Raw genomic sequence first — 25,163 nt, 5'->3', positions numbered from 1 at the left:
TTTGATAAATTTTTAAATTAGAAATTAAGGTTTAAACCAAAAACCAATTGTCTGCTTCGTGGATATGCTGAATAATCAACTCCTGGCGTTAGCGGTGATTTTCTTTTTGTTGACACCTCAGGATCCGGACCAGAATAATTTGTAATTATAAAAACATTTGTTGCTGTAAAATAGAATCTCAACTTGCTTACGCCCAATTTCGAGGTAAACGATTCTGGTGTAGTATATCCTAAAGTCAAAGTATTTAATCTAAAGAAAGAGCCATCTTCTACTGCCCAGTCTGTAAACATAAATTTTTGCATATAAGGCGACCACATTGTTGTATTTGCATTTAAAGATTCAAGCGCAGTAGGATCTGTTACTAATTGTCCCGAAGCCGGATCAAGATTTGTCCATCTTTTACCATCTGCCATTTCAGAACTTAAGTTTTTGTATTGTCCGTTTCTGTTTGCAGTAGAAAACTCAGCTTTATTTGCATTATAAATATCATTTCCGATAGTCCAGTTGAAAGCAGCCGAAAGATCAAAACCATAAGCATTAGCATTAATAACTAAACCTCCTGTGCTTTTAGGATTAGCATTTCCAATAATTGTTTGATCTGATGCAGTAACTTTATTATCCGCAGAACCATCTGTGTTTTTCAACTTCATCATTCCAGGTTGTACAGCGCTTCCAATAACCGAAGTCGCATCTGCAATTCCTGCTTTTAAGACATATTTTCCTCCAACATAATTAAAATCAGAAACTTCATATCGTCCATCGCTTTTATAACCGTACATTAATCCCATTGGCGAACCTGCATTTACAGCATAATCATTACCAATATCAGTCGATGCCCAGTTGGTGTTTACTCCAAAATTATCCATTACGCCAAGCGAATTGATTTTGTTTTTGTTGATACCAACATTCACAGAAAAATTCAAACCATAATTTTTGTTTTCAATTGCTATAAAATTCAAAGTAGCTTCAAAACCTGTATTTTGTGTTTCCCCCATATTTCGATACTGAGTTTTATAACCTGTACCTCCTACCGGAAATTCTATTAACAAATCATGAGTTACGTTTTTATACACATCAACAGTTCCGTTTAAGCGATTTCTGAAAAATCCAAAATCAAGACCTAAATTTTGCGTAACAGTAGTTTCCCATTTTAAATTTGGGTTTGCCAAAACGCTCGATGGCGACCAGTAACTGTCAAATCCATTGATAAAAGAGTTGGTGTTTGACATATAACTTTGAACTGTTTGTCCTACCGGAATATTATTATTTCCAGCTTCACCATAACTAAGTCTTAATTTAAGAAGGCTTAGCCAAGAAGCATTTTTCAGGAAATCTTCTTCAGAAATCTTCCATGCTGCAGCTGCCGCAGGAAAATATCCCCAACGATTATCACCTAAAAATCTGCTTGAACCATCGGCACGAAATGAAGCGGTTAATAAATAACGATCTTTAAAATCATAATTCACACGACCAAAAAAGGACAATAATTTATCATCAGGACTGTAGAAATTATCTACCGAAAACGGTGTTCCCTGAGTTGTTAATTTCTTTGCATCATCCAAATCAAAGAATTTCGGGTAGTTTAACATTGTTGTCGTTTCAACATTTGAAGTAGTCGTAATCATCTCTTCTCCCAAAAGTGCTGTCAAATGATGATTATTCCCTAAAATATTTTTAAAATCATAATTTAATGTATTCGCATTTCTAAAACGTACATCTTTACGATCAGCCATTACCATTCCTGGTTTTCCCGCACCTATTTTTGCAGTGCTCGAAAAATAAGTAGAAGATCCATAAAAGCGATAATCCGAATAATTATAATTATCTAATCCTAAATCACTCTGAAATTTTAGGTTTTCAATTAATTTCCATCCAAAACTTCCTAGTAAATTATAATTCTTCTTGGTCTGTTGACGTTCATTATCTGATATTGCCAAAAATGGGTTTACTAAATAACTATTAACACTTTGATCATCATTATCCGTAGTTAATCCCGGCATTGGAACCGGAGAATATCCAACACTATGACGCAAACGGCTATCAAGCGACGAAACTTCATTTTGTTCATTAGCGCCTCCTCCATTTATTTCTGTATCTGAATAACGTACCGTAAAAGCAAGATCAACTTTCTCACTTGCCTTATTTTTTAATGCCAAAGACAAGTTATTTCTTTTAAAATCTGAACCAACCATAATGGCTTTTTCATCATAATAAGCATAATTAAAATTGTAACTAAGCTTATCATTTCCTCCGCGAATTCCTAAATCACGGCTATTTACTTCGCCACGACGACCATAAATTTGCTTTTGCCAGTTTGTTCCTTTTACACCATTATATAAATCACGGTCTTGCCAGTTACCAAAATACTTGGTATAAGAATTTGGATTACTTAAAATAGTTTTATCCGTTTGATCCAACAAAGCATATTCATATTGCCATTTTACAAAATCATCAACAGGAAGAACATCAATATCTTTAGCCATAGTTTTCATGCCGTAAAACATATTGAAACTAACAGCCATTTTTCCGTCTTTACCCGTTTTAGTTGTAATAATGATAACTCCGTTTGCTCCTCTCGATCCATATATCGCAGTCGAAGAAGCATCTTTCAATACTGTCATTGATTCAATATTTGAAGCTGCTATATCGCTCATGCTATTTACAGGAAAACCATCAACAATAATCAAAGGTGAAGCATCTTGTGTTAATGATCCGCCGCCACGAACTCTAATTTTAATATCGGCATCCGGAGAACCTTCGGTCGAAGTTACCTGAACTCCCGCAATTCTTCCGGTTAAAGCTTCGGCAACATTAGAAACAGGAATTTTCTTTAAATCATTTCCAGAAATTGAAGCAACAGCTCCGGTTAAATCTGATTTTTTTACCGTTCCATAACCTACAACAACTACTTCATTTAAAGCATGTGAATCTTCGATTAAACTAACATCTAATTTCGTTTTACCCGCAACAGCTATTTCTTTTGATTTAAATCCTATAGATGAAAAACTCAAAACTGCTTTAGGATTCGTTATCTTTATTATATAATGTCCGTCAAGATCAGTAGAAGCGCTATTCTTGGTTCCGTTTTCGATTATATTGACACCCGGTAAAGTTAAACCGGCAGCATCTTTTACGGTTCCTTCTACAGTTACTCCTTGTGCGCTCATACGATTGCTCGTTAATAAACACAATAAGAAAACAACTACAAAACAGCAATTAGCTCCTTTATTAAATAAATCTTTAAAATTCATGATTGATTGTTTAAGTTATTAATGGTTTTTTAGTTTAGCATGTTCCTTTTCTTTTATTCTTAATACTTTTTCTATCCAGAATAAAACTTTATCTGTCTTACAAATATGGAATATTTCCCTTATTTCTCGGGCTTTTTCGCTTTTCAACTATAACGTTTGAAATAATATGTAATCGATTACACAAACATAAATATTTTTTTCATATAAAAAATTAAAATTCCTAAAAATTTCATAATAAAAATTATATATCAAAAATAAAGAAGGTTTTTTCTATGGCATATGCAATTTATGAGACTAATAAATAGCAAATATATTATTGTATAATTTACACTTACTTTAGGTTTTTCGCAAAAAACAATCGATTACAAATCTAAATACTGAAAAATTATTAATGTAAGAAATAGGTTTGAGGGATTAAAAAAAACAAGTATGATTGTTAAAAGAAAAAACAACTTCTGAGAAGAGAAATCTAAACATTAAACGAGATTAAACCAATCATTACAAAGCACAAAAAAGCCCTTAAACCAAATTAGGCTTAAGAGCTTTTTCTATTTTATAAAGTAAATTATTCTTTAGGCATTCTGCAATTGTAAATTACTTTTGTGTTTTTGCATTAAAGCAAGCGTAATAATCATACCGGTAATTGCCATTCCAACTCCAATAAGATTAGGAGAAGCATAACTGTAACCAGCTGCCAAAGGTAATCCACCTAAAAAGGCTCCTAAAGCATTCCCAATATTAAAACTTCCCTGAAGTGCTGCCGAAGCAATCATCTCAGCGCCTGTTGCAGTTTTAATCATTAACATTTGAATTGGTGCAATTACCGAAAAAGAAATAGCGCCTGTTAAGAAAGTCAGGAATAAAGAAATGTATTGATTGAAAGAAAATAAGTAAACTAAAATTAAATCAATCGACATTACAAATAATAAAGCCAAAACCGTTGGTGCAGGAGAAAATTTATCTGCAAGTTTACCACCGGCAAAATTTCCAACAACCATTCCAAGTCCCGCAAGAATCAGAATATAGGAAACATCTTCTGCATTAAATTTAGAAACATTAATTAATAAAGGCGCGATATAACTAATCCAGGCAAATAATCCCGCAAAACCAATTGCAGTAATTCCGATGATTAACCAAGCTTCTGTTTTCTTAAAAAATAGCAGTTGGGTTTTCATATTTACATTGCCGCTTTTCTCCAGATTTGGCATCCATAAAGAAATAAACAAAAACGTAAGTAAACCTACAATTGCAATTAGTATAAAGGTATAACGCCATATAAAATTATGACCAATATATGTCCCAATTGGAACTCCGATCAAATTCGCCAACGTCAAACCCGAAAACATAATTGCGATTGCCTGCGCTTCTTTGCCTTTGTCTGCCAAACGGCTTGCGACTACAGCTCCAACGCCAAAAAAAGCTCCGTGTGGCAATCCCGAAAGAAATCTGGATGCGAATAAAAAATTATAACTTGGCGCAATAATCGAAAGTGCATTAAACACCGTTAACATTAAAGCTAATATTAAAAGCATTTTCTTTGGAGCTAAATTTCTCCCTAAGATTACTAATAAAGGAGCTCCAATAACAACGCCAAGTGCGTAAGCCGAAATTAAATATCCGGCAACCGGAATCGAAACTTTCATATCTGAGGCAATATCCGGTAACAAACCCATCATAACAAATTCGGTAATACCAATTGTTAATCCTCCTAATGAGAGTGCGATAAGACTTTTTTTCATTTGTTTTTACAAGAAAGGAATAGAATTTCTATGACGCAAAGTTAACGCTGTTAAATGCAAAATAAGTTGTACATTTACGACATAAACTTGTAAATTTAAGTTATGCCAATTTTAAATCAATTCAAAACTCTTGCCATTGATGAGTTTGAAGATGAGAAATTTCATCTTCCGCCACACACGCATACTTATTATGAAATTATTTATATCAAAAAAGGAAGCGGAGTTCATCATCTGAATAACAACTTATTACCTTATAAAACGGGAGATCTCTTTGTGATTTCACCGGAAGACGAGCATTATTTTGATATTAAAAAAAGCACTCGTTTCTTTTATATCAAGTTTACGGACAATTACTTTAATTCGAAACAAAATCTTACTTGCGACGAATTCTTAATTCATACCCCGGAAAGTTTCATGCGGGATAAAACACTAAAAGAAACGGTTCTTAAACTCGACGATCCCTGCAAAACAATATTAAAAAACACGATCGAAAACATAGCCGCCTATAATTGCAAAACCGATGTTTCGACTTCCCCAATTGTATTTTATCAGATTCTTTCGATTTTTGGATTAATCAAAGAAACCATGCGTGGTCAAAATCTTGTTGTTAAAGGAAATTCTATTGACAACGAACAAATCACGTCTTATATTCATCAGAACATTTACAATCCGAAATTAGTTCAGATCAAAGTAATCGCGAGTCATTTTAATATTGCCGAAACTTATTTTAGTGCTTATTTCAAGAGAACATTCTCTATTAGTTACCGCGATTATATTCATAATTTAAGAACAACTTTAATAGAAAAGCGAATTCATAACAATCAATTACCGATTAAACAAATTGCTTATGAATTTGGTTTTACCGATGAAAGTCACTTGTCAAACTATTTTAAAAAGCGAAAAAATATGAAGCCAACAGATTTTAAGAAAACTTAAAATTGGAAATCTTAAATAAATAGCTACGCTTAAAAAAAATATCTAAATTTGTATTTCTAAAACACTTTCATTGGCAAAAAAGCTTCACATATTATTTCTTTTCATAACTCTTGGCTTCTTTTTGATGTCCAATTCTGGTTATGCTTGTGGAAAAGCTTCTGAAAAAACATCTTGTGAGAAAAAAGTAATTTCTAATAAAGAAACCGCTGATTCTTGTGAAAAAGATTGTTGCAAGGAAAATCATGATTCTAAGAAAGACCAACATGGCTGCAACAGAAAATGCGATCATTCTGGTTGCACAACTTCCGGTTTAGCTTTTATTTTAATTGCTACAAATGAATTTGAATTTGATACGAATCTATTCAATTTCTCTACTAAAAAAACAGCTTTAAGTCACAAAACTGCCAGTCTTTCTGATGGTTTTACTTCTATTTGGCTTCCGCCAAAAATAAAATAATTGTATTCCTGATAGCCATAATTATTTTTAAGCCACAAAGGTTCTAAGATACTAAGGTTCTAAGCAAAAAAATCAAACTTTATGTCTCTGCTCCCGATAGCTATCAAGATTGCGAGATTAAAACATCCTATAAAAAAAATAAATTATTTAACTTAGAGGATAAATTCACATTCTCTATTAAAATCGTATAAAATGAAAAACACAATATCAACTATAGCAGCAGTAATAATCGTTTTATTTTCTGCAAATACTATTCAGGCAAATTCAATTAAAACAGAAATATCTACAATCGAAGATGTAGATTCAAGTCAGTTACAAACTGTTTATGATGCTTACTTTACGGTAAAAGATGCCTTGATTAAAAGCGATGCGAAGTTAACTTCGGCGAAAGCCACAGATTTATTGGCCGCAATTACTGCCGTAAAAATGGATAAACTTAAAAGCAACGAACACACTGTTTGGATGAAAGTCGTTAAAAAATTAACCGCTGACGCTAAAAGTATTTCTACAAGCTCAGATATTAAAAAGCAACGTGAGACTTTTAAATCCTTAACTAAAAGCACTTACGACTTAGTTAAAGTTTCAAAATCTACTGAAGTTGTCTACAAACAATATTGCCCAATGGCGGATGCTGACTGGTTAAGCAAAGAAAAAGCAGTTAAGAATCCGTATTACGGTTCTTCGATGTTGACTTGCGGAAACGTGGTAGAAACCATCAAATAAATATGACGCTCTACATCAAAAACATGGTGTGTGGTCGCTGTAAAATGGTTGTGAAGTCTGAGTTTGAAAAACTTGGACTTCATACTATTTCTGTTGAATTAGGCGAAGTCGAACTTCAAAATGACATCACCGATTCTCAGAAAGAAATTCTCCTAAAAAATCTTCAGGCTTTGGGTTTTGATTTTATTGATGATAAAAAAAGTAAAACGATCGAGAAAATAAAAAACCTCATCGTTGACTTAGTGCATCATAAAAACAATGATCTCAAAATCAATTTATCTGATTATTTAGTCGAAAACCTAAATCAGGATTACAGCACTTTGAGTAATCTTTTCTCAGAAATTGAAAATACTACTATCGAAAAATATTTTATAAGTCAGAAAATAGAGAAAGTAAAAGAACTCCTTATATATAACGAACATTCGTTAAGCGAAATTGCCGATATGCTAAATTATAGTAATGTCGCGCATTTGAGCAATCAGTTCAAGAAAATTACGGGCTTCACTCCTACTTATTTCAAGCAATTGAAGGATAAAAAAAGGATTCAGATTGAGAATTTGTAATATTATTTAACCGCAAAGAACGCTAAGGTTTACGCAAGGTTCACAAAGATTTTTAGCCACAGGTTAGAAGGATTAAAAAGATTTTAAAAATCTGTGTTAATTTTTTTTAATCTGTGGCTATTTTTTTTAACCATTGGAACGCAACGAATTTATCACGATATGCTTCCCAAGGTTAAAACCTCGGGCTATGTTTTTTCGCAAAGTTATTTTAGACAAAGCTTTGCGAACTTTGCGTTTTTTTAGAACAAGCATATCCAAAAAAACTTTGCGCTCTTTGCGGTTAAAAAACCTTTCCTAAATATTACAAATCATTCTCAAAATTATACAAACCAAAGTAAACGTTACTTCGGAAATTTGCATTGTAATACTTTAAAAGATAAAACAATGACGCATCAATATATAATTTCAGGAATGTCGTGCGATGGATGTCGTAAAAAAGTCGAGAAAACTTTGAATACGATTGAAGGAATTCAAGCCGAAGTAACTTTAAATCCTCCATTGGCAACTATAACAATGGAAAAACATGTTGCAACTGAAAAATTTCAAGAAGCTTTAACCGAAGCCGGAAAGTATACTATTGAAATGACATCGTCTAAACATACCTCAGAAGCTCCCGCCAAATCATGCTGTTCCAGTAATAAGAAAGAAAATCACGAAGGACATCATCACAAAAAAGAAACAGCTGTAATTCACAATCATAATACAACAGGAGTTTTTTATTGTCCGATGCATTGTGAAGGCGACAAAACCTATAACAAACCGGGAGATTGTCCCGTTTGCGGAATGGATTTAGTTCCGGAAGTTGCCATAAAGACAACTCAATTTACTTGTCCAATGCATCCGGAAGTTGTTTCGAATGAACCTGGTGATTGTCCAATTTGCGGAATGGATTTGGTGCCAATGCAAGCTTCTGAATCTGAAGAAAACAAAACTTATACCGACTTATTAAAGAAAATGAAGATTGCGATTTTATTCACACTTCCTATCTTTATTATTTCAATGTCAGAAATGATTCCTGATAATCCGCTGTATAAACTAATGTCTATAGAAAACTGGAATTGGGTTCAATTCTTATTTTCAATTCCGGTACTTTTTTATGCTGGATGGATGTTTTTTGTTCGCGCTTACAAATCAATTATCACTTGGAACCTAAATATGTTCACGCTTATTGGGATCGGGACAAGTGTTGCTTTTTTATTCAGCGTTGCGGGAATGTTCTTTCCAGATATTTTTCCATCTGAATTTAAATCACATCACGGAACCATTCATCTTTATTTTGAAGCTGCAACTGTTATTATAACATTGGTTTTATTAGGTCAATTATTAGAAGCAAAAGCGCACGGACAAACAAACGGAGCGATAAAAGCTTTACTAAAATTAGCTCCAACTGAAGCAACTTTGGTCGAAAACGGAACTGACAAAGTAATATCAATCCATAATATTAAAAAAGGAGATTTTCTTCGTGTAAAACCAGGAGAGAAAATTCCAGTCGACGGAAAAATTACCATCGGCGAAAGCAGCATTGATGAAGCTATGATTACCGGAGAACCAATTCCGGTGGATAAAAAAGTAGGTGATTCTGTAATTGCGGGAACTATAAACGGAAATAAATCATTTGTTATGATTGCCGAAAAAGTTGGTTCAGAAACTTTGCTTTCTCAAATTATACAAATGGTGAATGACGCAAGCCGTTCGAGAGCGCCAATCCAGAAACTGGCAGATCGTGTTGCCAAATATTTTGTTCCAACGGTTGTCATTATTTCGATTATAACGTTTTTCGTTTGGGCAAAATTTGGTCCGGAACCTGCTTATATCTACGGATTAATTAATGCGATTGCCGTTTTGATTATTGCTTGTCCTTGTGCTTTAGGATTAGCAACTCCAATGTCTGTAATGGTTGGAGTTGGTAAAGGAGCGCAATTCGGGATTTTGATAAAGAATGCCGAAGCCTTAGAAAACATGAGCAAAATAGATGTTTTGATCACGGATAAAACCGGAACTATTACTGAAGGAAAACCTTCTGTAGAAAAAATCTACGCCGTTAATAATAATGAAGATCTTTTGCTTCAAAATATTGCTTCATTAAATCAACATAGCGAGCATCCTTTGGCGCAAGCCGTAGTAAATTTTGCTAAAGCTAAAAACCAAACGATTCTTGATGTTCCGGATTTTGAAGCCGTTGCTGGAAAAGGTGTTATAGGAACGGTGAATAACTCAAAAGTAGCTTTAGGAAATAAAAAATTAATGATTCAGGTTGGTGCTTCGATTTCTGATGATATTGAAAATAAAATTATTGCCGAACAAAATCTGGGAAAAACGGTTTCTTACATCGCCGTTGACAAAGTTGTTTTGGGATATGTAACGATTACAGACGCGATTAAAGAAAATAGCGTAAAAGCAATCAAAGATTTAATCGATCAAGGTGTCGAAGTAATTATGATGACGGGCGATAATGGCAATACTGCAAAAGCAGTCGCTAATCAATTACACTTAAGTTCGTTTAAAGCCGATTGTCTTCCGGAAGATAAACTCAAAGAAATTCAGCGTTTGCAATCCGAAGGTAAAATTGTTGCCATGGCAGGTGACGGAATCAATGATGCTCCGGCTTTGGCTCAAGCCAATATTGGAATCGCAATGGGAACCGGAACTGATGTTGCTATCGAAAGTGCTAAAATTACATTGGTAAAAGGTGATTTAAACGGAATCGTAAAAGCTAAAAAACTAAGTTTTTCGGTGATGCAAAACATCAAACAAAATCTGTTTTTTGCCTTTATATATAATGTATTAGGCGTGCCAATTGCAGCGGGAATTTTATATCCTGTATTCGGGATTTTGCTTTCGCCGATGTTGGCTGCACTGGCAATGAGTTTGAGTTCCGTTTCCGTAATTGTAAACGCATTAAGATTGCGAAATCTAAAACTTTAATAAATCAATATGAAACTATATACTATTCTTATTGCCTTTTTGATTGCCTTTAGTACAAATGCTCAAAAAGTAGTTCGTTACGATTTACACGTTCGCGATACGATTGTTAATTTTTCGGGAAAGCAAAAACGTGCACTTACCGTAAATGGACAAATTCCAATGCCAACTTTGACTTTTACTGAAGGTGATATTGCGGAGATTTATGTTCATAACGATTTAAAAAACGAAGATACAGCGCTACATTGGCACGGATTATTTCTGCCAAATAAAGAAGATGGAGTTCCGTATTTGACTCAAATGCCCATAAAACCAGGAACAACACATAAATATACTTTTCCAATTATCCAAAACGGAACTTATTGGTACCACAGTCATTCGGGATTGCAGGAACAAATAGGTTTGTACGGAATTTTTATTATTAATAAGAAGAAAGATGATCCAACTTTTAGAAAAGGAATTGATGATTTACCAACAATTCCGATTATTCTAAGCGAATGGACAGATCTTAAACCTGAGAATGTGCAACGAATGCTTCATAATGCCAACGATTGGTTTGCCATAAAAAAAGGAACAACTCAAAGTTATGCCGAAGCAATCAAGAAAGGGCAATTCTCGACAAAAGTTACCAACGAATGGAAACGCATGAATGCCATGGATGTGAGTGATGTTTATTATGAAAAGTTTTTAATTAACGGAAAAAATGAAGATCAGCTTTCGCAATTTAAAGCGGGCGATAAAGTCAGATTGCGAATTGCAAACGGTGGTGCTTCGAGTTATTTCTGGCTGACTTATGGTGGCGGAAAAATAACGGTTGTTGCCAGCGACGGAAACGATGTTGAACCTGTAGAAGTCGACCGATTAATTATTGCAGTTTCTGAAACTTATGATATTGTCGTGACGATTCCGGAAGATCATAAATCCTTTGCTTTTTTGGCTACAGCCGAAGACAGAACCGGATCTGCTTCCTTATTTTTAGGCGAAGGAACGAAACAGCCTGTAAAACATCTTCCGAAATTGAAATATTTTGAAGGTATGAAAATGATGAATGATATGATGAAGATGAACGGCGAAATGAATGATATGGGTATGAAAATGTCTCTGAACAAAATGGACATGAATGCTGTAATGTATCCTGAAATTTCGGGCGAAGAGGAATCTGCAAAACCTGAAGATCATTCGATGCATAATATGGAAGGCATGAAAATGGACGATATGAAAATGTCAAGCGATTCTACCGAAACCGCCGAAATTACAACCTTAAATTACGCAATGCTAAAATCTCCAACTGTAACAACTTTGCCTAAAGATGCGCCGGTAAAAGAATTACGTTTTGAATTGTCCGGAAATATGAACCGTTATGTTTGGAGTTTAGACAATAAAGTGATTTCTGAAACGGATAAAATTTTAATCAAAAAAGGCGAAAACGTTCGTATTACATTATACAATGGTTCGATGATGCGTCACCCGATGCATTTACACGGGCATGATTTTAGGATTATTAACGAACATGGCGAATATTCTCCGCTAAAAAACGTAATTGATATTATGCCAATGGAAACCGATACAATCGAATTTCAGGCTAATGCCGATGGCGATTGGTTTTTTCACTGTCATATATTATATCATATGATGGCGGGAATGGGACGTATTTTTACTTATGAAAATTCAGCTCCAAATCCGTTGATTCATCATCCTGAAATGGCTTATAAAATGCTAAAAATGGATGATCGAATGTTCCATTTTATGGCTGAGAATGATTTTGCCTCAAACGGAAATGACGGTGAAGCAATGTTTAGCAACACGCGTTGGAGCATTGGAACGGAATGGAGATTGGGTTATAATAATGAACACGGTTATGAAACTGAAACGCATATTGGTAGATATATTGGTAAAATGCAATGGTTTATGCCTTTTATAGGTTTTGATTGGCGCTATCGAAGAATGGGAATGGACGAACAGGAACAAAATATGTTCGGGCAAAAGAATACTAAAGACAATCGATCTGTTTTTAGTGCCGGTATGGAATATACTTTGCCAATGCTCGTAAAAGCACAAGTTGAGGTTTACACCGATGGAAATGTGAGGGTTCAATTTGAACGAAAAGATATTCCGCTCTCGAGACGTTTGCGAATGAACTTAATGTGGAATACGGATAAAGAATACATGGCGGGTCTAAAATATATTGTTGGCAGAAACTTTGGAATTACTACACATTATGATAGCGATATGGGAGTTGGCTTTGGATTGAATCTGAATTATTAATTGTTTTTTTTACCATATAAGTGATTTAAGTTCATTTAAAAGTGTGTTTATAAAACAGATTTTAGCGGCGAATAAATTATATCTTAGCTCTTTGACTAACTTTTAATTATATTCTAAAATCAATTAATCCAAAATGACTAAAAAAAGTTTTTTAATACTTCTTATTCTTCCACTAATCTTAATGAGTTGTGATCCCGCTCATACTATTAATTTCATAAACAAAGGAAAAAACAATGTGAAAGTTAAATTGGTCATAAATCCAAAAACACAATTTGAACGCTTGAATGATATAAAAGTCGGAGATTCGATCGTATTTAACTTAGAACCATATAATACCGGAGAAAATGAAGATGGAATATATTTTGGAATAGGGGTTTGGAATGAAAATTTACTAAAAACTGTCGCCGAAGATGTAAAAAGAATTGAAATTGAGAATAATGACTATAAAACCGTTTATAAATCACAAAAATCAATTGAAAAAATATTGATAAAAAACCAAGAAGGTTTTTGGTGGAAAACAGCAGTAAACATCAATATTAATGATGATTTAACGAATTAAAAGATGAGAAAAATCTATTTTGTACTATTTCTTATTTCTGGAATAATCTTGACAAGCTGTAATAATAAAGAGAAAGATTTACAATTTGAAAAAGAGGTGTTTTATGAGGTTTATCCGGCTCTTATTGATTCGGTTTGGGTAAATGCTGTGTTAACTTATGTTCCGCCTGCGCCTCCGGGAATAGATCCGTCGGAATATAAATTGAATAGACGAAATGAATCAAAAAAACGATTCAATAAAGAACTAGCCGAATCTAAACAAAAGAAATTTCCTGTTGATCTTGTTTTCTTTGATGAATTGGCTGTAAGAGACAATTCTAAAGCACTTCACGAACATTTTAAAGATGCTGTAATATCAAAAGACAATGTTACGGATACGCTTGATTTTAAACTAGACAGAAAAAAACTGGATGCATATACCGCTTTTCATCTTAAATATGTTTCCAGAATACCCCGTGGAAATGACAGGAAATTTTATAATGAATGTTGCTATTCTGTACCAGGAATAGTTATTCTAAGCAGAATTCAGTTTGATGATGAAAAAAAATATGGCGTTCTCACTGCAGGAATTGAATGTGGTGGTTTGTGCGGATATGGATATCTAATCTATATTAAAAAAGTAAATGATAAATGGGTCGTTGATAAAATAGAAGATGGCTGGATTTCTTAATGAGGTATTATGTACAAAGATTAACAACACAGCTGTTTCAGAAAAAGATTAAAGAAAGGTTAGTTTTAAATTTAATACTTCTTTGACAGGCATTAACTTATCATTGACAAATTCTAAAACTAAATCGTATTATATTTGAATCAAATCTTCAATCAAAAAAAAGAAAAGTACTAACAATTAAATGAAATAAAAAATGAAAAAATTATTTACCGTTTTAGCGATCGCTTTATTCACAATTGGATTACAAGCACAAGACACAACACCAGCTCCTAAAAAAGAAAAAGCTAAAAAAGAATCTTGCTGCAAAAAAACTGCTGACAAAAAAGACAAAAAATGTTGCGCTAAGAAATAAGCATAACACGTTTTAAAAGTAAAATGCCTCAAATATTTGAGGCATTTTTTTTTATCGTTATTTTTTTGCCACGAATTTCACGAATTTTCGCGAATTATTTTTTTCTACAAAATGCATTAAGCATCTTGAATTTGTGAAAATTCGTGAAATTCGTGGCAAAAACTTTAAAACTATTTAATTCTTACGCTCCATTCAAAATCCATTTCTGAGACCTGAACGCCTTCTTCATTTGTTCCAATAGATTTCATCCAGAAGGTTTGCCCCTCGCCTGTTGCGATTGTTCTTTGGATTGCTTCGGCGATTAAATGTCCGTCGTTACAAACGAATGTTATTCTTCCGGTAGCTTTTTTGGTGAAGTTTCCTTTATTATTGGCAACCAACATTGAGATTTTTTTTCCGCTTTGCTGAATTTGAGAAATCACTAAAGCTCCTGTTGTTAACTCAGCTGCCATTGCCTGAACTGCAAAGTACATCGAATTAAAAGGATTCTGATTAATCCATCTGTGTTTTACACTCACAACGCATCTGTCTTCGTCGATTGCTTTTACACGTACACCACAAATGTATGCTGATGGTAATTTGAATAATACAAATTTGTTGAGTTTGGAAACTGAAATTGCCATGATATTTATTTTTTTATGTAAAAATACAAAAAAACTATGCACGCACAATAAATTACAATTACTTTCCTGTTTTTCCAGTAAAATCAATACTTAACAATGATTTTCAGCTGATTATAAGGCAATTTTAAATTTCATATTTGTTAAAATTTTGTTAATAATTAGTACTATGCAAAACAAGATACTGTCTTTTAGCCATATATTTGTATAAGAAATTACTATATACTTTTAATCATGGAAACAACAACACCACTCATCATGGAAACATCATCAGAAAGAAACACTGCAACGTTCACACATTTAAGTACTTTGAGTCAGTATATTATTCCGTTTGGGAATTATATTTTTCCAATATTGATCTGGTCGAGCTACAAAGACAAATCAGAATTTGTAAATCACCACGGAAAACAAGCGCTAAATTTTCAGTTAAGCGTATTGCTTTACACTTTGATTTTGGCTTTAATCGCAATTCCGATTTTTATCGCTGTTGTTTTTCAAAATCTTCCAGTGGAAGCTATTTTTAACAATGACGATTTTTATATTAGAAATTTTAATTTTCAAGGAAACATTGGATTATTAAGTATTGGAGCGACAGCAGTAGTGCTTTTTGGAGTATTAAAATTTGTTGAATTCTTTTTAGTGATTTATGCTTCTATAAAAGCTTCAAACGGAGAATTGTATAAATATCCTTTGACAATCAATTTTATAAAGTAATAAAAAAGGGGCTTCGACTTCGCTCAGCCTGACATTGAGTTCGCTCAGTGTGACATAAAAAAATTAAAAGTTATAGTCGAAACTTTACAAGCAATCAACAAGAATTGTTTCGAAATCAATCATCAATCAATCATCAATCAATCATCATCAATCAAAAAACGAATTGTTCAATCTAAAAAAAACAAAATGAAATTATGAACATTGAAAACACAAAAGCACAGATGCGCAAAGGTGTTCTTGAGTTTTGCATCTTATCAGTATTGAAAGAAAAAGACGCTTATACATCAGAGATATTAGACACTTTAAAAAACGCAAAATTACTAGTTGTTGAGGGAACAGTTTACCCGCTTTTGACTAGGCTGAAAAACGACGGTTTGCTAAATTATCGTTGGGAAGAATCAACCTCTGGGCCACCACGAAAATATTATGGATTAACCGAAATAGGACAAACATTTTTAAAAGAACTTAGCGGAACCTGGACAGAATTGTCTGACGCCGTAAATCTAATCACCAATCAAAATCAATAAGTCATGAACAAAACAGTAAATATTAACTTAGGCGGTATGTTTTTTCACATCGATGAAGACGCATATTTAAAATTGACACGCTATTTTGACGCTATAAAACGATCACTTAACAACTCGTCTGGTCAAGATGAAATTATTAAAGATATCGAAATGCGTGTTTCTGAATTATTAACAGAAAAACAAAAAAGTGAAAAACATGTTGTAGGCTTAAAAGACGTTGACGAAGTGATTGCGGTTATGGGACAACCTGAGGACTACATTATTGAAGACGAAGAAAAACCAAATCAGTCTTTTAATGATTACGGTACAAGAAAACATAAAAAATTATACCGTGATAAAGAAAAAGGTATGATTGGTGGTGTTGCAACAGGTTTAGGACATTATTTTGGAATTGACGCTGTTTGGATTAAAATCATATTCTTAGTATTTGTTTTCGCAGGTTTTGGAACAGGTATTTTAGCTTATTTTGTTCTTTGGGTTGTAACTCCGGAAGCGATTACAACTTCTGAGAAATTGGAAATGACTGGAGAACCGGTTACAATTTCGAACATCGAAAAAAAGGTTCGTGAAGAAATTGAAAACTTATCTGATAAATTCAAAAATGCAGATTATGATGCAATGGGAAACCAGGTAAAGTCGGGAGCTGAGAGAATAAGTAGTTCATTTGGAGACTTTGTTATGACGGTTTTTAAAATCTTTGCTAAATTTTTAGGAGTAATCTTAATCATATCAGGAATTAGTGTTTTGATCGCATTATTGATTGGAGTTTTTACTTTGGGAACAAACATCTTTATTGATTTTCCCTGGCAAAACTTTGTAGAAGCCGGAAACTTTACTGATTACCCAATCTGGTCATTTGGTTTATTGATGTTCTTTGCAATTGGAATTCCGTTTTTCTTTTTGACTCTTTTAGGTTTCAAATTGTTATCTCCAAACTTAAAATCAATTGGAAACATAACAAAATATACTTTGTTGGCAATCTGGATTATCGCAATTACAATCGCAATAAGTATTGGAATTAAACAAGCAACAGAACTTTCTTATGACAACAAAACGATTGAGAAAAAAGAAATCACTGTTCGTGCAGAAGATACTCTTTATGTAAAATTCAGATACAATGATTACTACGCTAAAAGCCTTAATCAACATAGAGATTTTGAATTTGTTCAGGATTCTGCCAACAATCAATTGATTTATTCTACTGACGTTCGTTTACATGTTTTGCATACTGATAAACCAACTGCGTATCTACAAATAGAGAAAAGCGCAAGAGGAAATTCATTTATAAATGCAAGACAAAGAGCTGAAAAAATCAACTATAAATATCAAATCAATGGTAATCATTTAGTTCTTGATAATTACTTTTTAACAGATGTAAAAAACAAATTTAGAGGTCAGGAAGTTGATGTATATTTGTACTTGCCAGAAGGACAATTGTTTAAACCAGATGCTTCAGTTCAGGATTATGACGACTCTGACAATGATTTTTTCAACTTACACTTTAGCGGAGACTATAACTATAAAGTTGAAGGATCAAAAATTAAATGTCTAAACTGTCCAGCAGAAGAAAATGAATATAATGACGGAGACAACGATGGAGACAATGATTATGAATACGACGATGAAGGCAGAATAATTAACAACGATACTGTAAAAGAAGTATCGATTAAAATAAATGGAAAAGAAGTTTTAAACGGAAAAAAAACATCAGGAAAATTAACCACTGATAAAAACGGAGTTATAATCAAAATTAACTAAGCCATGATAAAAATAATCATTCATATTACGAAATTTATTGTTGTTACATTAACCGCATTATTATTTGCTTCATGTAATTTAAACATGAATACTATTGAAGGAAGTGGAAATGTAACGACCGAGAAAAGAATTGTTCAGGGAGATTTTAAAAATATCAGAGTGAGCAATGCGATCGATTTAGTTATCGAACAATCCGATTCTACTTCAATTACTGTAGAAGCTGATGATAACTTGCAGAAAGAAATTGAAACTACGGTTGAAAATGGAACTTTAGTAATTAGATGTAAATTCAATTCTTTCCGTAACATCTCTCAAAAAAAGGTGACTGTTAAAATGCCTGTTATTAACAAAATAGAAGCTTCAAGCGCTGCATCTGTAGCGAGTAAAAATGTTATTCAGGGACAAGATATAGAATTAGAAACATCAAGTGCCGCAACAATGGATGTAAATGTAGAATCAGACAACATTTCATGTATAACAAGCAGCGGAAGTTCTATTACAATCGAAGGGAAAGCTTTAAAAACAATTGCAAGAGCTTCAAGCGGATCTAGTGTAAATGCAGGTAAATTATTCGCAAATGAAATTGAAGCAGATGCTTCAAGCGGAGGAAATCTGGAAGTTCACCCTATTTTGAGTCTGAAAGCCGGTGCATCAAGTGGAGGAAGTATTAATTATAACAATGCTCCTAAAACAATTGAAAAAACTGCTAGTTCAGGAGGAAGCATTAGTCAGGGCTAAACTTTATTTATCTGTTAAATATAAAAGAAATCATTCATCAAAAGTGGATGATTTTTTTATATTTGTCAAAATCAAATCTAGAATTAATGAAAAAACATGCAGCCCTAATCCTATTATTACTAGTTACAACATTAACTTTTGCTCAAAAAAGAGAAAAAATAAAAGGTTCTAAAATTGTTACTGTATCACAAAAAGAAGTTGGAGATTTTGACGCTATCGAAGCCGACGATAATCTGGAGGTTTATTTGGAAAAAGGAGAAAAAAACGAAATTAGAATTGAAGCCGATGACAATTTACATGATATCATCGCAATGGATTTAAGAGATAAAACACTTCGCTTATATACTTCGAAAGAAAGTACCATCTTCAAAAAGCTTAGCGTGCGTATTACATACACAAGTTCCTTAAAGAATGTAATTGCTAAAAATGAAGCTATAATCTATGCCATTCAGGAAGTTCAGCTGGATGATATTACTTTTAATAGTGTTGATTTTTCTAAATTATTTTTGAATGTAAATGCAAAAAAATTCACCTTAATCGCTGATGATAAATCAAAAACAGAATTGAATTTAAAATCTGAAGATGCAAGTTTGCAATTGAGTAAATCTGCCTCTATTAAGACATTAGTATCAGCAATAAAATTCAAATGTGATTTATATCAAAAATCTAATGCCGCTATTGAAGGAATTGCAGAGAAAGCAACTATACGACTAGATAATAATTCAATTTTTACAGGAACAAAATTTACTCTAAAAGATGCAAACATTACTGCGGAAAGTTATTCTGTTGGAAGTATTTTGGCAGAAACTACCGTTTCATTAGCAATTGGAGATAAAGCGGAACTTTCTCTTTTTGGAAATCCAGCCATTCAATTAACCCGTTTCTCTGAGGAAGCAAAACTTTTTAAGAAGATAAAATAGAATCTATTCACAGTTTTCAGTTTCAGTTTTCAGTCTGAAACCTATTAAATTATTTAAAACAAACAAAAAGTCCCAATCTTAATTAAGATTGGGACTTTTTGTTTTATAGCCTTTTTCACGTTTCAACAAAAACTGAATACTGTGACTGAGACTGATTCTTACTCTTTTGAAGCCAAATATCTTTCGGCGTCAAGTGCAGCCATACATCCTGTACCTGCAGCAGTAATTGCCTGACGGTACACATGATCTGCAGCATCACCGGCAACAAAAACACCTGGTACATTTGTATTAGAAGTTCCCGGAGTATTTATGATATAACCAGTTTCGTCAAGCGTAATATACTCTTTGAAGATATCTGTATTTGGTTTATGACCAATTGCAACGAAAAATCCTGTTGCAGGAATATCAAAAACTTCACCTGTTGTTTTGTTTTTTGCTTTGATTGCATGAACAACATTCTCATCTCCTAAAACTTCTACTGTATCGTGATTCATTAAAATCTCGATGTTTTCGGTTTTACGAACGCGGTCTTCCATGATTTTAGAAGCTCTGAATTTCTCACTTCTTACCAGCATTGTTACTTTTTTACAAAGTTTAGATAAGTAATGCGCTTCTTCACAAGCTGAATCTCCTGCTCCAACAATTACAACTTCCTGATTGCGGTAGAAAAATCCGTCGCAAACGGCACAAGCAGAAACTCCGCCTCCCATTTGTAAATAATGTTGTTCTGATGGTAATCCTAAATATTTTGCTGATGCTCCTGTAGAAATTATAACGGTTTCACAGTGCAATTCGATTGTATCGTTAATCCAAACTTTATGAATATCACCTGAAAAATCAACTTTAGTAGCCCAACCATCACGAATATCAGCACCAAAGCGTTTTGCTTGTTCTTGTAACTGAATCATCATTTCAGGTCCTGTAACTCCATCAACATAACCAGGGAAATTTTCTACTTCATTAGTTGTAGTCAACTGACCTCCAGGCTGCATTCCTTGATATAATACTGGATTCATATTTGCTCTGGCAGCATAAATAGCCGCAGTATATCCTGCAGGACCAGAACCAATAATTAGGCATTTAATTTTTTCGATTGTATCTGACATAGTATGTATAGTTTTTAGTGATGCAAATGTAAACTTTATTATAAAAATTTGCACCCAAAACAAATCCTAAATAACTATCTCGAAATAAGTTTTATTTATTTTCACTTTTTTCTTTTGCAAATCAAATTTATTACTATATTTGCATCCGCTTACGGGCAGTACAACAAATACATCTTCGGGGTGTAGCGTAGCCCGGTTATCGCGCCTGCTTTGGGAGCAGGAGGCCGCAGGTTCGAATCCTGCCACCCCGACAAAAGTCTTTTCAGAAATGGAAAGACTTTTTTTTTGCATATAACTCAAAATCTTTTAAAACATAAATTAATTCTGAACGGTTATCACGTCCCGATTGGAAATCGGGAAGAACAAAGGTTCTCCCGAAAGCTTTCGGGACTGCCACCCCGACAAAAAAGTCTTTTCACAAATGGAAAGACTTTTTTTTTGCATATAACTCAAAATCTTTTAAAACATAAATTAATTCTGAACGGTTATCACGTCCCGATTGGAAATCGGGAAGGCCGCAGGTTCTCCCGAAAGCTTTCGGGACTGCCACACCGACAAAAAAGTCTTTTCACAAATGGAAAGACTTTTTTTTTTGCATATAACTCAAAATCTTTTAAAACATAAATTAATTCTGAACGGCTATCACGTCCCGATTGGAAATCGGGAAGACCAAAGGTTCTCCCGAAAGCTTTCGGGACTGCCACCCCGACAAAAGTCTTTTCAGAAATGGAGAGACTTTTTTTTTGCTTTAAAGTAAAAATCAAACTAAAAACATTTCCGTTTCAACCATAGCCCGTGGTTTCAACCATGGGAAACGTATTGCGATGATGCATTGTGTCCCATGGTTGAAACCACGGGCTATGTTCAAATATCATCAACAACAGAGAACAATTATAGCGTCCCGATTGAAAATCGGGAAGGCCGCAGGTTCTCCCGAAAGCTTTCGGGACTACCACCCCGACAAAAGTCTTTTCTTTGCATAAATAAATCCTATACTATATATCATCTTTTTTAGAATAATCTTTTTTTGTCAAAAATTAGAAATTTTAAAAATGAAAAAAATATTACTGTATCTTCTATTTCTTGTTTCAACAATAACAACTGCTCAAAAAAGTTCTGAACTTATAGCTGAAAATTCAAAAACCGATACTCTTCAATTATACAAGAAAAATGCACATGCCTCTTATTATCATGATAAATTTAACGGAAGAAAAACAGCAAGTGGCGTAAGATTCGACAACGATAAACTGACTGCCGCTCACAAAAAATTCCCTTTTGGAACAAAACTAAAAATCACAAACGAGAAAAATAATAAATCCGTCATTGTAAAAGTTACTGACAGAGGTCCTTTTATAAAAGGAAGAGAAATTGATTTAAGCAAAAAAGCTTTTATGGATATTGCTTCAAATAAACAAAGCGGATTAGAGTATGTAACTATTGAAATTTTGACAAATTAAAAATCCTGCTTCATAATATTAAACTATTAGATATAATATTGGGAAATAAAAAAACTCTGAAGATCGATTAGTCTTCAGAGTTTTTTTTTTATTTGAAAAGTTTTCTAATATGAATGTACATCCCCTTATTTCTCCATAATAATATATGAAGGATAAGATTCTCGATTTGGCAAATCGAAGCTCTCATCGTAAGGTTGTGTTCCTGCACTATTATTATATAACACTATGCGTTTTACACCAGTTGCTGTGCTTCCGCCCGTGCTATTAACAACGTTTAGAATATTTCCAGAACCAGCAAAACGAGTGATGCACATTTTTTCGAGTTTTACATTTGGGCTATTAGGTATTTCAAATCCATTTTTCTTGTTTACAATACCATCGTTTCCTGTAAAAACCGCATAAGAACCCATTCCGATAGTATGATGTTCTTTTACCGTATTGGCAACTTTAAATGCTGCATAACCATCAACTTTTCCTCCTTGACTATTCCAGCTTGCTTGATTTGGTGCATCATATGGCGGTTCGTTTTGAAAGAAATAAGTTCTGCCGCGTTCTCCTAACCATAACACTTCATATTCCTGAAAGTGCTCAACAAATAAAGCATAAAGCGTAACATCATTACCTGTTACGATAAGTCCGTTTTTACATCTGTCTCTTAGCCAACGCGCAGTTCCGCCACGTTGCGAACCATGATCGGCACGCCAAAGCCAGAAGTGGTCACCCACGACATTATTACTGTTTATTTGCATTGAAGCGTGTATCTGAATATTTTTTGACTGAACACCTCCTACTCTGCAAGTAATATCTGAAAGCAAAATTGGATCTGCAGAATGGTCCGCATTTGCTCCTTCGTTACCAATTCTAACTTGATAAATCGTACTATTAAATGAATCCATAAGAAGTCCGGCAATAATAATTCCGTCTTTATCATCAGCATAGATACATCCCCAAGTATTTTTCTCGCTAGGTTCTAATGTTACCGCAGCAATACCAGCACCTAAAAGTATTACATCTTTTCTGTTTACCTGAATTGGGGCATTTAAAGTATAATGTCCCGGAGTGAAAAATATATTTTTTCCTGCTTTTAATGCATTGTTAATTTCCAAATCGGTGTCGCCTTCTTTGGTAACATACCAATCTGTAAGCAAATCTTGAATTTCACCTTTTCCCATATCAGTTGCCGACCAGGAAATCCCAACTCTGTCCTTTTGCCATGCCGGAACAAACACTTTGTATTCGCCATCTTTATCTATAAAAAGAAAAGGTTTTTCTCTAATAATAGGCGTAGTTGAAACTGGAGAATTCGCTTCATCTTCTTGCGGAGAATTAACACAACCTTGCCAAACCATATTATACGAACCTCCCATTGCCCCTGAACCAGAAGGAAAAATAGAATTTCTCGTGTACCATTGCTGCTGTCCGCCCCAGTTTGGTCTGGAAGAAGTATAATGCGTATCGGCAATAAAACCACCGCTTCCCCAAAAGTTAGTATCTCCAATATCTGAAATATATTTTGATGTACTTTCAATCAGCATTCTTCGTGCGCTGGTTGATTGAGAAACTGTCCACGCAAAATCTCGCATTACTTCAACATTTTCTACAGAGCGCCAAAACGTACACGTAGCATTTGCCCCACCTGAAAGATGAGGTCTGGTGAATATAGAACCCAATTTAACATCTGACGGAACTCTGCCCAAACCTCCAATGTGAGAATAAAATCCTAATTCTATTGAATTAGCTTCCGCCGATGACGCAGAACCTGATCCGCCTGAATCATACGTTTGATCCTTAACATTTGTTTTAAAATAATAAGCCTGACGTTTTGTTGTCCACTCGCCATTTGATCCGCCAAGACCAATAGTACTAAACTGTGAGTTAATATTGTTTCGGGCAGTTTCGGCTTTTTCATATTTCCTATCGTAGAAATACATATTGCTGCCGAAAATCTGATTTTCCAACGAAATTATTATTGTGATTCCGTTACGAGTAATTTTATAATAGTTCTCATACTTATCTGTATTGGGTTTATTATCTATAAATGATAATTTAGAAGTTGAACCTACAGACACAAAATCGGATGCCAGACGACTTCCTCCTCTTGTAATTATATAATTTCCAGATGAACCAAATGCTGGCCACGACAGTGTGATATTATGCTTTTTCTTGTTGTAGACAATTTTGCCTTTTAGATCATTCTGCTGATTTTTTTCATCAGATGAATTGGATGTTACAAAACTGCATAACATCAGCATAACTGCAAATACAGTAAATACTGAGATTAACTTTTTAATCATAAATAAATCTTTTTGGGTTTAATAGAAATAATAGTTTTTCGGGATTCGAAAAATAGTCATAATCTTTAACCTGTAAGTTCACTTTTAGTTTCAAATTTCCGATCAAAAACTATACAATTTGCCATTTAACAGCGTAAAAAGACCTAAACAATAAGTACTTTCTTTCCTTATGCTTTTTTTTCAGTTAATAGAATTTAGAAAATGAAAAATATTACAGATGCTTATTTACTAAATGGTAATACATAATTATACAGAATAAAATTCCCGTGCTTGACCTATTATTATAAATCTAATGACCGAAGAACTTTCAGAGCAAAAAAAACAACATCAACATTCAACGATTTCCCATTAAAAAGAAAAACTCAAAAAAAGAATGTTGATTTTACACGTACAAATTATAAATTAACATATTCTTTCAGCTAAAAAAAGAAATAAACCGAACGAAATTTCGTTAGTATTTTCTAATATGGCAAAAAATAAAATCCGTAAAAGACGCACGAAACAAAGGCTTACCGAAGTTTTAGAAATGTTAACAAAATAGATTTTCAGAAACCATAAATAATTGTATTTTTACGGTTCAAAATTCAGAAAAT

The 25,163-nt window shown here is 33.6% G+C and carries 20 protein-coding genes and 1 tRNA gene; 16 read left to right on the top strand and 5 right to left on the bottom strand.

The window, feature by feature from the left end:
* Positions 1-17: 17 nt before the first annotated feature.
* Both C8C83_RS13435 and C8C83_RS13430 read right to left on the bottom strand, forming a co-directional pair.
* Positions 18-3,251 carry a TonB-dependent receptor gene (locus C8C83_RS13435; RefSeq protein ID WP_121329002.1) on the bottom strand — a complete coding sequence of 1,078 codons (3,234 nt, stop codon included), beginning with the start codon at positions 3,249-3,251 and terminating at the stop codon, positions 18-20.
* A gap of 572 nt (positions 3,252-3,823) precedes the next feature.
* Positions 3,824-4,990 carry an MFS transporter gene (locus tag C8C83_RS13430; RefSeq protein ID WP_121329001.1) on the bottom strand — a complete coding sequence of 389 codons (1,167 nt, stop codon included), beginning with the start codon at positions 4,988-4,990 and terminating at the stop codon, positions 3,824-3,826.
* Between the two features lie 102 nt (positions 4,991-5,092).
* On the opposite strand from C8C83_RS13430, the gene C8C83_RS13425 reads away from it, so the two are divergent.
* From C8C83_RS13425 to C8C83_RS27230, 9 genes are all read left to right on the top strand, one after another.
* Complete coding sequence (locus tag C8C83_RS13425; protein ID WP_121329000.1) at positions 5,093-5,926, top strand: AraC family transcriptional regulator; 834 nt, start codon at positions 5,093-5,095, stop codon at positions 5,924-5,926.
* Positions 5,927-5,996: 70 nt separating this feature from the next.
* Positions 5,997-6,383: a hypothetical protein gene (locus tag C8C83_RS13420; protein ID WP_233566072.1), complete on the top strand. Its 387-nt coding sequence runs from the start codon at positions 5,997-5,999 to the stop codon at positions 6,381-6,383.
* Positions 6,384-6,575: 192 nt separating this feature from the next.
* On the top strand, positions 6,576-7,106 hold the full coding sequence (locus tag C8C83_RS13415; RefSeq protein ID WP_121328999.1) for a DUF3347 domain-containing protein: 531 nt from the start codon (positions 6,576-6,578) through the stop codon (positions 7,104-7,106).
* A gap of 44 nt (positions 7,107-7,150) precedes the next feature.
* Positions 7,151-7,669: an AraC family transcriptional regulator gene (locus C8C83_RS13410; protein ID WP_233566071.1), complete on the top strand. Its 519-nt coding sequence runs from the start codon at positions 7,151-7,153 to the stop codon at positions 7,667-7,669.
* A gap of 384 nt (positions 7,670-8,053) precedes the next feature.
* Positions 8,054-10,594 (top strand): heavy metal translocating P-type ATPase, encoded by a 2,541-nt coding sequence (locus C8C83_RS13405; RefSeq protein WP_132011775.1) that lies wholly within the window; start codon positions 8,054-8,056, stop codon positions 10,592-10,594.
* Positions 10,595-10,603: 9 nt separating this feature from the next.
* Positions 10,604-12,856 (top strand): multicopper oxidase domain-containing protein, encoded by a 2,253-nt coding sequence (locus tag C8C83_RS13400; RefSeq protein ID WP_121328997.1) that lies wholly within the window; start codon positions 10,604-10,606, stop codon positions 12,854-12,856.
* Between the two features lie 133 nt (positions 12,857-12,989).
* Positions 12,990-13,415 carry a hypothetical protein gene (locus tag C8C83_RS13395; RefSeq protein ID WP_121328996.1) on the top strand — a complete coding sequence of 142 codons (426 nt, stop codon included), beginning with the start codon at positions 12,990-12,992 and terminating at the stop codon, positions 13,413-13,415.
* 3 nt (positions 13,416-13,418) lie between these two features.
* Complete coding sequence (locus C8C83_RS13390) at positions 13,419-14,084, top strand: hypothetical protein (RefSeq protein WP_121328995.1); 666 nt, start codon at positions 13,419-13,421, stop codon at positions 14,082-14,084.
* Positions 14,085-14,277: 193 nt separating this feature from the next.
* The gene (locus C8C83_RS27230; protein ID WP_158235319.1) at positions 14,278-14,436 is read left to right on the top strand and encodes a hypothetical protein; all 159 of its coding nucleotides are present in this window, start codon (positions 14,278-14,280) and stop codon (positions 14,434-14,436) included.
* Between the two features lie 170 nt (positions 14,437-14,606).
* Here C8C83_RS27230 and C8C83_RS13385 read toward each other — a convergent pair whose 3' ends face one another.
* Entirely contained in the window at positions 14,607-15,059 is a 453-nt protein-coding gene (locus tag C8C83_RS13385; protein WP_068843992.1) for a DUF4442 domain-containing protein, read from the bottom strand.
* Positions 15,060-15,290: 231 nt separating this feature from the next.
* Between C8C83_RS13385 and C8C83_RS13380 the strand changes: the two genes are divergently transcribed.
* The 5 genes from C8C83_RS13380 (at position 15,291) to C8C83_RS13360 (ending at position 19,713) form a co-directional block, all read left to right on the top strand.
* Complete coding sequence (locus C8C83_RS13380) at positions 15,291-15,770, top strand: DUF4870 domain-containing protein (protein ID WP_132011774.1); 480 nt, start codon at positions 15,291-15,293, stop codon at positions 15,768-15,770.
* A gap of 194 nt (positions 15,771-15,964) precedes the next feature.
* Positions 15,965-16,297, top strand: a complete 333-nt coding sequence (locus tag C8C83_RS13375; protein ID WP_121328994.1) for a PadR family transcriptional regulator — start codon at positions 15,965-15,967, stop codon at positions 16,295-16,297.
* A 3-nt stretch (positions 16,298-16,300) separates the two neighbouring features.
* A complete protein-coding gene (locus C8C83_RS13370; protein WP_121328993.1) occupies positions 16,301-18,055 on the top strand; it encodes a PspC domain-containing protein in 1,755 nt (584 codons plus the stop codon).
* Between the two features lie 3 nt (positions 18,056-18,058).
* A complete protein-coding gene (locus C8C83_RS13365; RefSeq protein ID WP_121328992.1) occupies positions 18,059-18,793 on the top strand; it encodes a head GIN domain-containing protein in 735 nt (244 codons plus the stop codon).
* 86 nt (positions 18,794-18,879) lie between these two features.
* Entirely contained in the window at positions 18,880-19,713 is an 834-nt protein-coding gene (locus C8C83_RS13360) for a DUF2807 domain-containing protein (protein ID WP_233566068.1), read from the top strand.
* A 158-nt stretch (positions 19,714-19,871) separates the two neighbouring features.
* Here the strand turns inward: C8C83_RS13360 and trxB are convergent, their stop codons facing one another.
* Positions 19,872-20,819, bottom strand: a complete 948-nt coding sequence (trxB, locus tag C8C83_RS13355; RefSeq protein WP_121328990.1) for a thioredoxin-disulfide reductase — start codon at positions 20,817-20,819, stop codon at positions 19,872-19,874.
* Positions 20,820-20,995: 176 nt separating this feature from the next.
* Here trxB and C8C83_RS13350 point away from each other — a divergent pair.
* Together C8C83_RS13350 and C8C83_RS13345 are read left to right on the top strand one after the other, a co-directional pair.
* Positions 20,996-21,070 (top strand) — tRNA-Pro (locus C8C83_RS13350).
* Positions 21,071-21,871: 801 nt separating this feature from the next.
* Positions 21,872-22,276, top strand: coding sequence for a septal ring lytic transglycosylase RlpA family protein (locus C8C83_RS13345; protein WP_121328989.1), 405 nt, complete (start codon positions 21,872-21,874; stop codon positions 22,274-22,276).
* Between the two features lie 125 nt (positions 22,277-22,401).
* On the opposite strand, the gene C8C83_RS13340 is transcribed toward C8C83_RS13345, so the two are convergent.
* On the bottom strand, positions 22,402-24,570 hold the full coding sequence (locus C8C83_RS13340) for a hypothetical protein (protein ID WP_121328988.1): 2,169 nt from the start codon (positions 24,568-24,570) through the stop codon (positions 22,402-22,404).
* Positions 24,571-25,163 lie beyond the last annotated feature (593 nt).

It is taken from the genome of Flavobacterium sp. 90 (assembly GCF_004339525.1).
Lineage (GTDB): Bacteria > Bacteroidota > Bacteroidia > Flavobacteriales > Flavobacteriaceae > Flavobacterium.
This window is presented reverse-complemented; position numbering and strand designations above follow the sequence as displayed.

What these genes read in the sequence shown, in the direction of transcription:
- C8C83_RS13410 (WP_233566071.1), top strand. Translation starts at nt 7,151, where the DNA reads ATGGTTGTGAAGTCTGAGTTTGAAAAACTTGGACTTCATACTATTTCT.
- C8C83_RS13395 (WP_121328996.1), top strand. Translation starts at nt 12,990, where the DNA reads ATGACTAAAAAAAGTTTTTTAATACTTCTTATTCTTCCACTAATCTTA.
- C8C83_RS13415 (WP_121328999.1), top strand. Translation starts at nt 6,576, where the DNA reads ATGAAAAACACAATATCAACTATAGCAGCAGTAATAATCGTTTTATTT.
- C8C83_RS13365 (WP_121328992.1), top strand. Translation starts at nt 18,059, where the DNA reads ATGATAAAAATAATCATTCATATTACGAAATTTATTGTTGTTACATTA.
- C8C83_RS13390 (WP_121328995.1), top strand. Translation starts at nt 13,419, where the DNA reads ATGAGAAAAATCTATTTTGTACTATTTCTTATTTCTGGAATAATCTTG.
- C8C83_RS13435 (WP_121329002.1), bottom strand. Translation starts at nt 3,251, where the DNA reads ATGAATTTTAAAGATTTATTTAATAAAGGAGCTAATTGCTGTTTTGTA.
- C8C83_RS13370 (WP_121328993.1), top strand. Translation starts at nt 16,301, where the DNA reads ATGAACAAAACAGTAAATATTAACTTAGGCGGTATGTTTTTTCACATC.
- C8C83_RS13425 (WP_121329000.1), top strand. Translation starts at nt 5,093, where the DNA reads ATGCCAATTTTAAATCAATTCAAAACTCTTGCCATTGATGAGTTTGAA.
- C8C83_RS13400 (WP_121328997.1), top strand. Translation starts at nt 10,604, where the DNA reads ATGAAACTATATACTATTCTTATTGCCTTTTTGATTGCCTTTAGTACA.
- C8C83_RS13380 (WP_132011774.1), top strand. Translation starts at nt 15,291, where the DNA reads ATGGAAACAACAACACCACTCATCATGGAAACATCATCAGAAAGAAAC.
- C8C83_RS13345 (WP_121328989.1), top strand. Translation starts at nt 21,872, where the DNA reads ATGAAAAAAATATTACTGTATCTTCTATTTCTTGTTTCAACAATAACA.
- C8C83_RS13360 (WP_233566068.1), top strand. Translation starts at nt 18,880, where the DNA reads ATGAAAAAACATGCAGCCCTAATCCTATTATTACTAGTTACAACATTA.
- C8C83_RS13405 (WP_132011775.1), top strand. Translation starts at nt 8,054, where the DNA reads ATGACGCATCAATATATAATTTCAGGAATGTCGTGCGATGGATGTCGT.
- C8C83_RS13430 (WP_121329001.1), bottom strand. Translation starts at nt 4,990, where the DNA reads ATGAAAAAAAGTCTTATCGCACTCTCATTAGGAGGATTAACAATTGGT.
- trxB (WP_121328990.1), bottom strand. Translation starts at nt 20,819, where the DNA reads ATGTCAGATACAATCGAAAAAATTAAATGCCTAATTATTGGTTCTGGT.
- C8C83_RS27230 (WP_158235319.1), top strand. Translation starts at nt 14,278, where the DNA reads ATGAAAAAATTATTTACCGTTTTAGCGATCGCTTTATTCACAATTGGA.
- C8C83_RS13385 (WP_068843992.1), bottom strand. Translation starts at nt 15,059, where the DNA reads ATGGCAATTTCAGTTTCCAAACTCAACAAATTTGTATTATTCAAATTA.
- C8C83_RS13340 (WP_121328988.1), bottom strand. Translation starts at nt 24,570, where the DNA reads ATGATTAAAAAGTTAATCTCAGTATTTACTGTATTTGCAGTTATGCTG.
- C8C83_RS13375 (WP_121328994.1), top strand. Translation starts at nt 15,965, where the DNA reads ATGAACATTGAAAACACAAAAGCACAGATGCGCAAAGGTGTTCTTGAG.